At 67.1% G+C, this 12,977-nt stretch carries 13 protein-coding genes; 7 read left to right on the top strand and 6 right to left on the bottom strand.

Annotated elements, in window-relative coordinates:
• Positions 1–111: 111 nt before the first annotated feature.
• Positions 112–1,356, bottom strand: a complete 1,245-nt coding sequence (locus MELE44368_RS09435; RefSeq protein WP_046753885.1) for an Rv1490 family membrane protein — start codon at positions 1,354–1,356, stop codon at positions 112–114.
• Between the two features lie 183 nt (positions 1,357–1,539).
• Between MELE44368_RS09435 and MELE44368_RS09440 the strand changes: the two genes are divergently transcribed.
• The 3 genes from MELE44368_RS09440 (at position 1,540) to MELE44368_RS09450 (ending at position 4,266) form a co-directional block, all read left to right on the top strand.
• On the top strand, positions 1,540–2,313 hold the full coding sequence (locus MELE44368_RS09440) for a glycosyltransferase family protein (RefSeq protein ID WP_128108239.1): 774 nt from the start codon (positions 1,540–1,542) through the stop codon (positions 2,311–2,313).
• A gap of 9 nt (positions 2,314–2,322) precedes the next feature.
• Positions 2,323–3,042 carry a glycosyltransferase gene (locus MELE44368_RS09445; protein ID WP_064889984.1) on the top strand — a complete coding sequence of 240 codons (720 nt, stop codon included), beginning with the start codon at positions 2,323–2,325 and terminating at the stop codon, positions 3,040–3,042.
• 210 nt (positions 3,043–3,252) lie between these two features.
• Positions 3,253–4,266 carry a hypothetical protein gene (locus MELE44368_RS09450; RefSeq protein WP_128108240.1) on the top strand — a complete coding sequence of 338 codons (1,014 nt, stop codon included), beginning with the start codon at positions 3,253–3,255 and terminating at the stop codon, positions 4,264–4,266.
• Positions 4,267–4,342: 76 nt separating this feature from the next.
• Here MELE44368_RS09450 and MELE44368_RS09455 read toward each other — a convergent pair whose 3' ends face one another.
• Entirely contained in the window at positions 4,343–6,079 is a 1,737-nt protein-coding gene (locus tag MELE44368_RS09455) for an AMP-binding protein (protein ID WP_128108275.1), read from the bottom strand.
• A 607-nt stretch (positions 6,080–6,686) separates the two neighbouring features.
• On the opposite strand from MELE44368_RS09455, the gene MELE44368_RS09460 reads away from it, so the two are divergent.
• The gene (locus MELE44368_RS09460) at positions 6,687–7,685 is read left to right on the top strand and encodes an acetyltransferase Pat (RefSeq protein ID WP_046753806.1); all 999 of its coding nucleotides are present in this window, start codon (positions 6,687–6,689) and stop codon (positions 7,683–7,685) included.
• A 1-nt stretch (position 7,686) separates the two neighbouring features.
• Here the strand turns inward: MELE44368_RS09460 and lpqN are convergent, their stop codons facing one another.
• Positions 7,687–8,379 (bottom strand): envelope biogenesis lipoprotein LpqN, encoded by a 693-nt coding sequence (gene lpqN, locus MELE44368_RS09465; protein WP_046753805.1) that lies wholly within the window; start codon positions 8,377–8,379, stop codon positions 7,687–7,689.
• A gap of 222 nt (positions 8,380–8,601) precedes the next feature.
• Here lpqN and MELE44368_RS09470 point away from each other — a divergent pair, with 222 nt between their 5' ends.
• Positions 8,602–10,167, top strand: coding sequence for a PE-PPE domain-containing protein (locus tag MELE44368_RS09470; RefSeq protein ID WP_206613730.1), 1,566 nt, complete (start codon positions 8,602–8,604; stop codon positions 10,165–10,167).
• A gap of 5 nt (positions 10,168–10,172) precedes the next feature.
• On the opposite strand, the gene MELE44368_RS09475 is transcribed toward MELE44368_RS09470, so the two are convergent.
• A complete protein-coding gene (locus MELE44368_RS09475; protein WP_046753803.1) occupies positions 10,173–10,484 on the bottom strand; it encodes a hypothetical protein in 312 nt (103 codons plus the stop codon).
• Positions 10,485–10,544: 60 nt separating this feature from the next.
• On the opposite strand from MELE44368_RS09475, the gene MELE44368_RS09480 reads away from it, so the two are divergent.
• Positions 10,545–11,195, top strand: coding sequence for a DUF5642 family protein (locus MELE44368_RS09480; protein ID WP_306439141.1), 651 nt, complete (start codon positions 10,545–10,547; stop codon positions 11,193–11,195).
• Positions 11,196–11,228: 33 nt separating this feature from the next.
• The gene (locus MELE44368_RS09485) at positions 11,229–11,885 is read left to right on the top strand and encodes a DUF5642 family protein (protein ID WP_046753801.1); all 657 of its coding nucleotides are present in this window, start codon (positions 11,229–11,231) and stop codon (positions 11,883–11,885) included.
• Here the strand turns inward: MELE44368_RS09485 and MELE44368_RS09490 are convergent.
• Both MELE44368_RS09490 and soxR read right to left on the bottom strand, forming a co-directional pair.
• A complete protein-coding gene (locus tag MELE44368_RS09490) occupies positions 11,882–12,478 on the bottom strand; it encodes an alpha-ketoglutarate-dependent dioxygenase AlkB family protein (RefSeq protein WP_064918555.1) in 597 nt (198 codons plus the stop codon). The two genes, MELE44368_RS09485 and MELE44368_RS09490, sit on opposite strands and share 4 nt — an antisense overlap.
• 33 nt (positions 12,479–12,511) lie before the next feature.
• Positions 12,512–12,946 (bottom strand): redox-sensitive transcriptional activator SoxR, encoded by a 435-nt coding sequence (gene soxR / locus MELE44368_RS09495; protein ID WP_046753799.1) that lies wholly within the window; start codon positions 12,944–12,946, stop codon positions 12,512–12,514.
• Positions 12,947–12,977: the final 31 nt, after the last annotated feature.

A 12,977-nucleotide genomic window follows, 5' to 3' on the forward strand; every position in this document is an offset into this window, starting at 1 on the left:
CGCCCGAAACAATAGAGGTCCGCGTGATCAACCACGCGCCGGTTCCTGCCTTCCCGCGCCGGCGACAACGATGTGCAACGGGCTCCGTGTGCGCAGATGAGAGGCCAACACCTACAAACCCGGGCCGCCGAAATGAAGGGCGGCTCCCGTCGGCACCACCGCGAGGACCGCGACAAGCCAGACAAAGACCGAGATGTTCCTTCTCGATGCCGCCCGGTCGATCTCCGGCCTGGCGGTCGCGAACACGATGTAGACGATCGCGACATCGAACGTGATCACGATCCACCAGCGTGTCCAGTCGACACCGGACATGAACACGGGCACCACCAAGGCCAACCCCAGCAACGGCAATGCCACCCTGTCCCGAAGCTGGTCGATGAACACACTGATCGGGACGCCGGACAGATAGTGGATCGCCCAGGTCGTGCCCGCGAAGTAGAGCAACCCCACGACGAACGACACGACGAGCGGCACGAGACCGAACTCACCCACCAGGCGAAGACCGTCATCGGCGGTGGCGTCGAGCATCGGGGTCGCGAAGTGGCACATCCAATCGTGGTAGTCGGCCTTGCTCTCGACGCGGCCAAGGATGTAGTCGACCGCGTTCTGCAACGAGGTAGAGGCCGCGTACGGATTCTCGAGCAGCCTGTGCGGAATCTGTGCGCACAGCTGCGCTCCGAGGTCCTTGCGGCCGAGCACCGCGACCAGAAGCGTCGCCGCCACGCCGGGCCCGACGGCCAACAGGCTGCAGAGGCGTTGGGTCGCCGGTGGCGAGGCCTTCGACAAGACGACGACGGCCAGCACCGCGCCCAGTGCGAGAAGCAGGGGAATCGCTTCGTGCACCAGCGCCAGCACGGCGATCGCGATCCCGTAGCACGCACTGAGAACGAGTTTCGAGGAACGCTTCTCGAGTCTGCCCAGCAGCAGGCAGAAGGCCAAGAGCGCGGTCATCCCGTACAGCTCCGGACGCGGCGAGTACAACGCGTAGGAAAGCGAGAACGGCAGCACGGGCACCAGGAGCGCCAGCATGATCCGGCGGTCGGACCTGACACCGCCGGAGACGATTCGCCACATCAAAACCCCAAGGGCGCCAAGCCAAATGACCACCGGCGCCCACATCATCGTGTAGATGGCGGGGAAGTAGTGGCTGCCGGACAGCTGACGGATCACCTCGCCGCCGAGCCCGCGGCGGACGAAGCCGAACTCGTAATTGGGCACGTAATACGACAGCCAGTAGATCGCCGACGGATAGGCGACCAGCACGATGAACAGGTGGACGATCGCCGCGACCACCAGCCCGACCGACACCAGCACAAATGTCCGCGCACGCTTGTCGGCAAGACGCGCGTTCGTCATCTCGATTCCTCGGGGGTAAGGCGTCGCACAGCTCGGTCGCTGATCAGCCGCGAGCCGTTCAGGGTTGTTTTCGAAAGGCAAACTACCCGACGCCCGTGCCTCTCCCGCCCGCGCGCTCTGCCGTTAGGACCCCAATTTCGGCTCATCTAGGATGGGCGCGACGACAGTTGGGGGACCGAATAGATGCTGCTCATCGGCATTCCGGCCTATGGTCAACATGACTACACGCACGCTCTCATCGGCGACCTGCGCCGCGAGCGGGCCGACTTCGTCATCCTCGACAACCGAGGCGATTACCCGCGACTCGGCGACGAAAAGGTCATCACACCGGGACGAAACCTCGGATGGGCCGGCGGATCGAACTTCATCTTCCGCCACGCGTTCGCCAACGGCTACACCCGCGCGATGACGCTGAACAACGACACCCGGCTGTCCCCGGGATTCGTCGACGCCATGCTCGACCCTCGCCTGCCCGGCGACGCGGGGATCGTCGTGCCGGTGTATGACGACGTCAACGGTCACCTGCGGATTCTTTCCGACTACCGCGGCCCGGCCGGCGACTACCAGCCCAAACCCGTGCTGCGCAAGCTGCCGTTCACGGACGGTTGCGCGTTCATGATCACCAAGGAAGCTTGGTCGGCCGTCGGGGATTTCGACGAACGGGCATTCGGGCGGTTCGCCTGGGGCGCCGACGTCGACCTGTGCCTTCGCGCACGGATCGCGGGGTTCGGTGTGTACGCCACCGAAATGGCGTACATCAACCACTTCGGGCGGAAATCGGCCACCGGCCTGAGCCGCCTCTACGGGGCCCGCGCCCAGTTTCGCTACCGCTACGGGCTACTGCGTTATTGGCACAAGGATTGGCGGCTGCTCACCACGCGTACCAGCAACATCCCCTTACCGCCCGCACCGCAAGAACCGGTGGCGGGCGAAAATGCCGGCCGCGGCCGCAATTAGACGATGCAAATGATTTCCTTTGTCATTCCGACGCTGAACGAAGCCAAAACGATTGAGCAGACCCTGCAGTGCGTCGCGGGTTATTCCGGCGAACACGAAATCATCATTTCCGATGGGAACAGCCAGGACGGAACCGTCGAGCTGGCCGGGAAATACGCGGACAAGGTCGTCATCCACGACAAACCCGAGCGACAGACCATCGCCATGGCCCGAAATGTGGGCGCCGCTGCCGCCCGCGGCGATTTCCTGGTTTTCCTCGATGCCGACGTCGTCATCCCAGACATCAACGACTTCTTCCGGATCGCAGAAGAGTCGTTTCGACGCGATGACCGACTACTGGCCCTGACCGTGCGTTACCGGGTGTTCCCCGCGAGGCGGACCCTCAGTGACCGCGTCATCTTCTGGATGCTGGGATTCCAGCTTTGGTTGCAGAACAACGTCTTCCGCTTCGGCGGGTCCGGCGGGGAATTCCAGATGATCCGCACCGAAGCGTTCCGAACGGTCGGCGGGTTCGACGAGAGCCTCGCCGCCGCCGAGGACATGGACCTGTTCCGGCGCCTGTCGAGGGCGGGCCGCACGCGGTTCGAGCCGAGGCTCGCAATCTACCACACCGGAAGGCGAGCACATGCGACCGGCTGGCGGAACTTGATCTGGGAATGGTTCCGGAATACGACATCGGTGTGGTTCCTCAGAAGATCGGCAAGCAAAGAATGGAAGGAAATCCGCTGACGACCCTGCAGGCAACGCATTGACCGGGGCGTCCCAGCGAACACCGACCGCTGAAATCCGGGCAGGCCACAGCTACCATGGCGTTTGCTATTCGGCCGGAAAGAACCGGGCGCCGTTGACCCCCGCGGTGATAAGCTCAGGGGTCTCGGATTCCGGGCTGCCAGCAGCATGCGCTCTGGGTCGCGAGCGAACAGGATTGTTAGGAGTTTCGTGAACACCGACACCGATGTGATGGAGCCTGTCACGGCCGCGCCACCGCAGGACAGTCGAAACCCGCGGACTCCGATGATGATCGCCTCCGCCGCGCTGGGTGCCGCCCTGGCCACGATCGTCGTGCTCGTCTGGTCCTTCTCGAGCGGCCCGCAAAGCGCAAAACCCGAGCAGTCAGCCGACTCCGCGTCGGCACCCGCCGCGAGCGCCCCCGCCGACCCTGAAGCCGAACTTCTCCCGGCCCCGGATGACTCGGCCGTCGCGGGCCTGCCCGACGGCCTTACGGCGGGGCTCATCCCCGGCGGCGAGGCCGCCGAGGGTGCCAATCCGTTGGACATGGCCTCGATGTTCAGCAGCGGCTCGACCGGCTCGGGTGGCGGAGCCGTGGCCGCGGCGCCGATGGCCCTTCCACCGCCGCCGCCCGACCTGCCCCCGCCCCCCGATCTGGCCACCATGATGGAAGCGATGGCCCCTTACGTGGGGTCGGCATTGGCACCGTCGATCATCAGCGGCGACGCGATCGCCGGCATCATCACCGCCGCCGGCGGATGGGCCACCGCCGCCGGGGTCGCAACGGCCAACAACGCCACCATCCTGTTGAGCAACCTCATCCTGGCCAGCGCGATCAACGGCGGAAATCCGTGGCCGATCCTGGGTGGAATTCCGAACACCAACCCGCTGGACGTGCTGGCGAGCGCGTTCCAGGGTGTGGCGTCGCTGGGCAATCTTCCCGCGGTGGGTCTGCCGTCGCTCCCGGCGCCCGACCAGGCCCTCTCGGGTCTGTCCTCCGCGCTCGCGGTGAGCGTGCCGGCCCTGGATGCGCTGGGGAAGTTGAACTTCCCGTCGTTGCCGCCGCCCGGGTTGCCACAGCTGCCGCCGCCCCCGCCGGTTGGGATGCCGCAGCTACCCCCGCCGCCTCCGGTCGGGCTGCCGCAGCTGCCCCCGCCGCCGCAGATCGGGCTACCGCCGCCACCGCCGCTCGGCCTGTTGACCATCGGAGTGCCGTCGTTCTGATTCCGACGCCACGACGGTGACGGAACGGCGGTCGGCTCGCGCCGCTGATCCTTTGCGAGCCCTGATTATTCGGCGGTTATTCGGCGTCTAACCGGGTGAACCGGCCGCTGCGGTAATACTCCACGCACGTCGAGCGGCGGATCTTGCCGCTGGTGGTGATCGGAAGCGACCCGGGTGCCACCAGCACCAGGTCGGCTACCCGTAGACCGTGCGAAGCCGAGATCGCCGAGGTGATATCGCGTTTGACGGTGGCGAACCGCTCGTTGACCTCGTCAGGCGAGTCGCCCTTCTTCTTGACCTCGACGATGGTCACCAACTCTTCGGTGCCGTCGTCGGCGATCGAGATCGCGGCGCACCGGCCCCCTGAGATCTCCTGAATCGTCGCCTCGATGTCCTCGGGGTAATGGTTGCGCCCGTACACGATCAGGAGATCTTTGACGCGGCCCATGATGAACAGTTCCCCGTCGGAGATGAAGCCCAGGTCTCCGGTTCGAAGCCACGGCTTCTCCGGGGTTCCCGGCGACGGCGCGACCAACGTCCCGCCGAACGTCCGCTCGGTCTCCTCGGGCTTGTTCCAGTAGCCCTTCGCGACGTTCTCCCCGTGCACCCAGATCTCGCCGGTGGTGCCGGCCGGGCACTCCCGGAAGGTATCGGGGTCGACGATCCGTACCGTGTTCGACTCCGGCTTCCCGTAGCTGACCAGCGGTGTGCCAGTGGCGTTCGAGCAGCGCTTGGCGTGCCCGATGGACAACTTCTCGGATTCGAAGTGCGCGACCGCCGGCGGGTCACCGGGCCTGCGGGTGGCCACGTACACCACCGCTTCGGCCAGGCCGTAGGACGGCCGAATCGAGGTGTCGCGGAACCCGTGCTTGCTGAACTTGTCGGTGAACCGCCGCAATGTCGCGGGGTGCACGCGTTCGCTGCCGCTCAACAGGCCGAGCACGTTACCCAGGTCGTAGCCGGCCAGGTCCTCGTCGGAGGTCCGGCGCACCGCCAACTCGAACGCGAAGTTGGGCGCCGAGCTCATCACGTTGGTGTGGCTGCCCATCAGCTGCATCCACCGCGCCGGGCGCTGCAAGAACGACATCGGGCTCATGAGAACGGTGCGCAGCCCGCCCAGAATCGGAACGCACAACCCCAGCAGCAGACCCATGTCGTGGTACAGGGGCAGCCACGACACCACGGTGGTGTCGGGTGGGGCGACCTTGCCGAAGTCGACGAAGAAGTCGGCGTAGATCTGCTCGAAGTTCGCGGACAGGTTGCGGTTGGTGATCATCACGCCGGCCGGTTCACGCGTGGAGCCCGACGTGTACTGCAGGTAGGCGATCTCCTGACCGGAATCGCCTCGCCGCCGCGGCCGCTTGCGGGAGGTCTCGTCGAGCGCATCGACCTCCACGACGGTCGGAGTCGACGCAGTGGCCTGGGCGTAATCGGTGACCTCGCCGACCGCCGCGGAGGTGGTGAGGAGGACGGCGGGCTCCGTGTCGCGCAGCACCGACGTGACCCGCTCGTCGTGAGCGCCGGGCTGGGGGACCGACAACGGGACCGCGATGAGACCGGACTGCAACGACGCGACGAATGCGGTGATGTAGTCGAGGCCCTGCGGCGCCAGGATCACCGCGCGGTCACCGGGTGACCCGAATGCGCTCAACTCGGCCGCCAGGTTTGCTGCTCGCCGATTCAACTGCGCCCAGGTCAGGTTCTCTGAAACCGCGTTACCGTCGTGGTCGTAATCGATATAGGTGAACGCGACGTCATTGGGCTGCAGACTGGCGCGTTCGCGCAGTACAGCAGGTATCGAGGACCCCAACATCAAGTACGTCGACCTTCCGGTTCAGCCCGCCATGCCGCGAGCAGGGCATTTGCTACTTGACCGCACGGACAATTGCTTAGAGCTTATGCAACATCCGGTTGGTGTGCGTACTTACCTCCAAAGTTGCCAGTCTAACGAGGCCGGCGGGCAGGCGAAACGTGGCCCGAGCGGCTAACATCGCGGCCTCGCGATCACATTTGCTGTGCGCCTCGCCACGAGCGCAAACAGGACCAATCCGGCGGCGTAGCAAACACATCGATGCTAGCCAGCCGCCGGAAAAGTAGCATTACAGCGCAGTGGATCGCGCGGCGAATGTGATTTTCGACCGATTTTTCGCGGCGGCCGCCGGCGCGACCACGATAGCTTGCCAGCCGCTCAGCCAATATTTGCCCTGACTGTCAATTCCGCCGTCCGCCGGGCCCCGTGTGTGCCGCGGCGGCCCCTGTTCTCGGAACGTGCAAATGCGTGACACGCGGTCGGGCGAGTCGCGATGTCGGGCGGCGGCCGGCCGTCGTACCTGCACCCACACGCGCCGCAGCGGCGTAGCTGGGCCCGGCGGACCTCGCAGTTCTTGCTCGCGGGAAGCAGCGCACCGTAGCCTCGTGAGGTGGCTGGCCTGACTGAGGTCCGCGCCGACGAACTCGCCTCCCTGGAGATCTTCGCCGGCTGCCCCACCGAGGCCCTGGTACCGCTCGCCGCGCAGTTGCGACCGCTCACCGCGGCCCCCGGCCAGGTGCTCATGCAGCAGGGCGAACTCGCGGTGTCCTTTCTCCTGATCGGCTCCGGAACGGCCGAGGTGACCCACACCGGCACGGACGGCCATGACACCGTGGCCCGGCTGTCGCCCGGGATGATCGTCGGTGAGATCGCTTTGCTTCGCGACGCCCCGCGCACCGCGACCGTGGTCGCCACCGATGCCGTGCAGGGCTGGGTCGGCAACCGGGACGCATTCGCCACGTTGCTCGAGATCCCGGGCATGCTCGAGAAGCTGCTCAACACCGCGCGCCAGCGGCTGGCCGCGTTCATCAAGCCGATCCCGGTGCGGCTGCGCGACGGCACGGAGCTGGATCTGCGGCCGGTGCTGCCCGGCGACAACGAACGCACCTCGCGCGGACCCGTCGAGTTCTCCAGCGAGACGCTCTACCGGCGGTTCCAATCGGTGACCGCGCCAAGCGAATCGCTGATGCGGTACCTGTTCGAAGTCGACTACGTCCACCATTTCGTCTGGGTGATGACCGACGGGCCCGACGGGCCGGTGGTCGCCGACGGCCGTTTCGTCCTGGACGCGAACGACCCCACGGTCGCCGAGGTCGCCTTCATCGTCGCCGACGCCTACCAGAACAAGGGGGTCGGCACCTTGCTCATGGGCGCCGTCTCGATCGCCGCGGAATACCATGGCGTCCAACGGTTCACCGCGCGGGTGCTGAGCGACAACCTGGCGATGCGGGCGATCCTCGACCATGCGGGCGCCCGCTGGCACCGGGAGGACCTCGGCGTCGTCACCACCGAGATCGACATTCCTCAGCCGCGCAACCCGCCGTTCTCGCCCGAGCTGACCAAGCAGGTACGCGATGTCACCCGCCAGGTCGTGCGGGCAGTCGGCTGAGTCACTCGATCGTGGTCTGCTCGTCGATCGCGACGGTCGCATCCATCAGCACGCCCATCTGGTCCTCGCGGCCGTCGGCGTTGAGCTGCAGGACGTACAGCCCGTCGTCGCGGGGGATCACCACGGTCTTCTGGGCGATCGCGCGACTGACGCCGTCCCTGACGTAGAGACCGCCGAGCTGAACCGCGTCGAAACCGGCGAGCTGGCTCGGCTCGCCCTTGTCCGCGCCCTCGTAGTTGGGCAGGTTCTGGATCTCACCCGGGGCGAACTCCAGGATCTTGGCGGGGTCGGCGTCACCGGTCAGCTTCGACATCAGCGCGACGACGGTCGGCGGGTCCTCCGCGAACTCCGGCGCGGTGAAATGTATTGCGGTGTAAGCCCATTGAGGTGCGTTCGGACCTGCATCGGCCCAACCGGGCGGTGTCGGCATGTTGACGACCGGCGCTCCCGGGGTGTCGCGCTTCACCGGTTCCTCGGTGATGTTGTTGTCGCGGATGTAGTCCACGATGGTGTAGTGGGGACCCGAGGCCTGCGCGGTCGTGGTGGGCGCGGCCTCGTCGGTGGTCGTCGTGGTGGTCGTGTCGGCGGCGGTTTCCGTCGACTCCGTCTCCGTGTCGGATCCGCAGCCGACCAAGCCGATGCCGAGTGCGACGACGGCCGCGGCGACCACGCCGGCCCTCACGGAACTGCTCATTGGGTCTCCCATCGTTGATGTTCGGCCGTAGCCTACGGTCGCCACCGGCCGTGTGCAGCCGAAACCGCCGTGCCACGCGCGGTTTTCCTCCGCGCCGCCCGATTGGGCCATCTAACCGATTTGCTCCGGCGATGTCTGGCATTTCGCGGTCTGTGGACCGAATCTGGTGCAATATGCTTTTCAGCCCGGTGCCTGTGGTCGTTGCTGAGGGGGCTTCGTTTGATGCGGAGATTTGGTCGGTCGGTTGTTGCTGTGGTGCTGGCGCTGTTCGGCACCGTGCTGCTCGCGGTGGCATGGACGGCGGCCACGGCCGTGCAGCTGGCGGCGACCGCATTGATCATGGGTGGAACCGGCCACCCCCTGAGCACCCCCGGCGACGACCCCATTTCTTACATCAACCCGTACATGAGCAACGCGGTCAACGGGTTCATCAACCTGGCCGCTGCCCGGCCGACGGGCACCGGCAACGCGCCCATCGCGGATGTGGACCCCGGCGACGACCGGTACGCCGTCCTCACGCCCGAAGAGTTCTTCCCGGTGGCCGGCGCGATGACGTTCGACAACTCCGTCGCCATCGGACGGGCCAACATGAACGACTGTGTCCGCGGCGCCGGATGCGTCTACAACCACAACGGCCTCCTCAACCCCGACCCACCCGCCGCCGCGCCGGTCATCGGCGACGAGTTCGTCATTTTCGGCTACTCGCAGAGCGCGGTCATCGCCTCGCTCGTCAAACGCGACCTGATCGAAAACCCCGGCGAGACACCGGCGGTCACGTCGATCTTCCTGCTCGCCAACCCGATGCGACCCAACGGCGGCATCCTGGCACGCGGGCTCGGCGGCCTGACCATCCCGATTCTCGGCGTGACGTTCTACGGCGCCACACCCACCAACAGCTGCGACACCGGTAACTGCATACGGACCGTCGACGCGGTCATCCAGTACGACCTGCTCGGCGGTGACGCCCCGGCCAGCATCACCAACCCGTTGGCGCTCCTCAACTCCCTGGTCGCCTACCTCTATCTACACGGACCGCTGCAGAACGCGAACTTCGGTGACGCCCTGTATCAGGGGTCCTACGGCGACACCGACTATTACCTCTTCCCCTCCAAGCGGCTGCCCCTGCTGCTGCCGCTGGAGCCGATCGTTCCGTCGCCGATCCTCACGTTCCTTGATGCGCCGCTTCGGGCCGCGATCGAAGGCGGATACGCGCGTGGCATCAACCCCGGTATTCCCACCGGGATGAGCCTGTTCCCGTTCCTGAACCCCGTGCAGACGATCATCGACATCATCGCCGCGATCCCCGTCGGCATCGACGACGCGCTGGCCGAGATCGCGGGCGACCCGTCGTTCCGCCCGCTGGGCACCGCACCGGTGACCAGTCCGTTCGGCGTGGGCGGCCCGAATCTGCCTGAGCCACCGACGGAAACCGACGACGGCGAGCCACTGGCAGCGTCGTCGTCGCAATGGGACGAAGAGACACCCGACGAGGCGGTCGACGAGCTCGGGGACGAGGCGTCCGAGCCCGACGAAGAGGACGGCGCCGACCGTGCCGAGGAGAACGAGGTCATCGAGGAATACAGCGAGGAAGGCATCCAGGAAGGCATCGAGGAAGACGAGGCCGACGAGGGCATCGAGGAAGACCTGGACGAAATCCTCGACGAGGACGCCGAGGAGGAAACCCTCGACGAGGTGGAGACCGAGGAGACCTCCGAGCCGCAGGACTCGTCAACCACCGACGACGACTCGACAACCACCACCGGCACCGACGGTCAGGCCGCTGCCTGAGCGGCTCAGGCGTCGCAGTTCAGCGACACCGTGATCGACCTGCTGACCACGACGCTGACCAGCTCGCGGAACTTACCCTTGCCGACCACGTAGGTCTGCGTGACCTCCTGCGGATTGCGCACGCTGGTCACGATGCACTGGTCGATCGGAGCGTTGCCCACCCGGTCGATAACGACGTCGTAGCCGGTGGCCTCCAACTGCCCGATGGTCTGTTGGGCGTTGCCGGGTGACACGGGCTGCGCGACGGCGGCGGTTGCCGGGGCCAGCACGGCGCCTGCGGCCGCTACCGTTGCTGCGACGCGCCATGAAGCGCGCATGACCGCCTCCGTCCGTTGAGAATGAACCTTGCTACTTGTTGATCGCTTGGGGAGCCGGAAGTGTTGCGTGCGATAGTCGCGGCGGCGATGGCGCTGGCCGCGTCCGCCTGCGGAGCTTCCCCGGTTCCGCCGTCGCCGTCGCCGACGCCGGATCACGTCGATCCCGCCCGCATCGACCGAGTCCGCGCAGAATTGCCCGCCGGTTACGAGTTCGCCGCGGTCCCTAAGGGGACATCGCCGGTCGAGCTGTGGGGCTACGGCGGCGGGTGGAAGGCGGATCCGGCGCGATGCGCAGCGTTGGCCGATCCCGTTCCCGCCGCGACGACGACGGCGGGATGGTCGGCCTCCGGCCCTGGCGGCATCGTGTACGCGGTCGTGCTCGGCGCGCCCGAACCCGTGCAGCTGGATTCCGCGCTGCTCGACGACTGCGGCCGATGGACGTTGTCGGGAGGACAGCGCCACAGCACCGTCACATTCACCCCGGCGCCGACGGTCGAGCGCGCGGACACCGTCGCGACGGTCACCGACTCGAGCACCGTCGTCGAGGGCGGCACCCAAACCCGGTCGTACGCCAGGACCGTCACCGCGTACCTGGGCTCCCACGTCGCCTACGTCGCCGTCGTCACCGACCCCGGATCGCCGAATCCGCAACTCGGACAGGAGTTCGCCGCCGGACTACTGCAGGAGTCGGTGTCGGCGTTGCGGGGCTGAGCTCACGGCTGTGCGCGGGTAGCCTGTGCGGCGATGTTGAACAGGGCGGCGGTCGCGATCGCATGTGTCGGCGCGCTCGCGGCGTGTACGACCGACGCACCCGACCTGTCGAACGCCGACATCGCACGGGTCAAGGAGGTGCGGGCGAGTTTCGGTCCCGAGTTCAAGGTGACCGACGTCGGCCCCAGCGGGATCGATCCGCGGCTGCTGGGTCCGCAGGCCCTACCGCCGGGCATGAAGTTCGAGCCCGCCGACTGCGCGGCGTTCGCCAACCAGCAGATGGTGCCCGCAGGCGCCAAGGGCAACATGGCGGCCACCACGGCCGAGGGCGAGGGCAACCGGTTCATCGCGATCGCGCTGGAGACGTCGGAAGCCGCCGCGGTCAACGGGCCCTCCGAGAACTGCCGCAAGGTCGGCTTCGTCGGTCCCGGCGTGCGCGGGCTGGTCGAGACGACCGAGGTGCCCCGGATCGAGGGCGTGCAGACGGTGGGCACCCGGCGCGTGCTGCAGACGACGGTCGGCGGCAACACCCGCACCGGCGAGCTGTACAACTACGTCGCGAGCTTCGGCAGCTTCCTGGTGATCGTCACCGCCAATCCGTTGGTGCTGCCCGACCAGCCGGTCGCGCCGGTCGACACGCAGCGCGCCCGCGACCTGCTCGCCGCGGCGGTGGCCGCGGTCAGGGGTTAGCGGACGTCGTGCGGGCGGAACTGGATGCTGATGCGCGGGCCGGTGGGCCTGGTGGTCTTCGGCACCGCGTGCTCCCAGGTGCGTTGGCACGAGCCGCCCATCACCAACAGGTCGCCGTGGGCGTGCTGGATGCGCAGCGACTTGCCGCCGCCTCGCGGCCGTAGCGCGAAAGTCCTTGTGGCGCCGAGGCTGACGATGGCGACCATGGTGTCCTCGGTCTTGCTGCGGCCGATGTTGTCGCCGTGCCAGGCCACGCTGTCGTTGCCGTCGCGGTACAGGCACAGCCCCGCGGTGGTGAACGGTTCGCCGAGTTCGCCGGCGTAGGCGTCGTTGAGCCGGCGGCGGATCTGCTTCAGCCGGGGGTGCGGGGGCGGCTCGTCGACCAGGTGGTGAAAGCTGACCAGCCGCGGCACGTCGACCACGCGGTCATACATCGGTCTGCGTTCGGCCCGCCACGGGATGGCGTGCTGCAGTTCCGCGAACAGCGCATCGGCGTCCTCCAGCCAGCCGGATCGGAAGTCGATCCAGGCGCCGTGGGCCAGATGGCGTCGTTCGGCGTGCTCGAACAGCGAGCTCTGCAGAGCCAACTCCATGACCGCGATTCTATCGCACACCCGTTCGAAAAATCAGAGTCGGACCGCCCCCGGACCCTGCTCGGCGAGGACGTCGTCCGGATTGGACAGCGCGCACGTTTTCAGGCTGAGGCAACCGCAGCCGATGCAGCCGGTGAGGTTGTCGCGGAGGCGCTGCAGGTGCAGGATCCGGTCGTCGAGGTCCTGGCGCCAGCCCGCGGAGAGCTTGGCCCAGTCCTTGCTGGTGGGGACGCGATCGGTGGGCAGGCTGGCCAGAGCCTCCCGGATGCGGGACAGCGGGATGCCCAACCGCTGCGACATCCTGATGAACGCGACGCGGCGCAGCGTTTCGCGGGCGTAGCGGCGTTGGTTGCCCGCGGTGCGGCGGCTGGTGATCAGGCCCTCGCGTTCGTAGAAGTGCAGCGCTGATACGGCGACGCCGCTGCGGGCCGACATCTCGCCGGGCGTCAGTTCGGTGTGGCGCTCCATGACCTGAACAATAGTTGAGGTGAGTGGTGGC

This window comes from Mycolicibacterium elephantis DSM 44368, from assembly GCF_004014805.1.
Taxonomy (GTDB): Bacteria; Actinomycetota; Actinomycetes; order Mycobacteriales; family Mycobacteriaceae; genus Mycobacterium; species Mycobacterium elephantis.

Bases quoted from the DNA above. Each gene is read 5' to 3' on its own strand.
- MELE44368_RS09435 (WP_046753885.1), bottom strand. From the start codon at position 1,356: ATGACGAACGCGCGTCTTGCCGACAAGCGTGCGCGGACATTTGTGCTG.
- MELE44368_RS09440 (WP_128108239.1), top strand. From the start codon at position 1,540: ATGCTGCTCATCGGCATTCCGGCCTATGGTCAACATGACTACACGCAC.
- MELE44368_RS09445 (WP_064889984.1), top strand. From the start codon at position 2,323: ATGATTTCCTTTGTCATTCCGACGCTGAACGAAGCCAAAACGATTGAG.
- MELE44368_RS09455 (WP_128108275.1), bottom strand. From the start codon at position 6,079: ATGTTGGGGTCCTCGATACCTGCTGTACTGCGCGAACGCGCCAGTCTG.
- lpqN (WP_046753805.1), bottom strand. From the start codon at position 8,379: ATGAGCAGTTCCGTGAGGGCCGGCGTGGTCGCCGCGGCCGTCGTCGCA.
- MELE44368_RS09470 (WP_206613730.1), top strand. From the start codon at position 8,602: ATGCGGAGATTTGGTCGGTCGGTTGTTGCTGTGGTGCTGGCGCTGTTC.
- MELE44368_RS09475 (WP_046753803.1), bottom strand. From the start codon at position 10,484: ATGCGCGCTTCATGGCGCGTCGCAGCAACGGTAGCGGCCGCAGGCGCC.
- MELE44368_RS09485 (WP_046753801.1), top strand. From the start codon at position 11,229: ATGTTGAACAGGGCGGCGGTCGCGATCGCATGTGTCGGCGCGCTCGCG.
- MELE44368_RS09490 (WP_064918555.1), bottom strand. From the start codon at position 12,478: ATGGAGTTGGCTCTGCAGAGCTCGCTGTTCGAGCACGCCGAACGACGC.
- soxR (WP_046753799.1), bottom strand. From the start codon at position 12,946: ATGGAGCGCCACACCGAACTGACGCCCGGCGAGATGTCGGCCCGCAGC.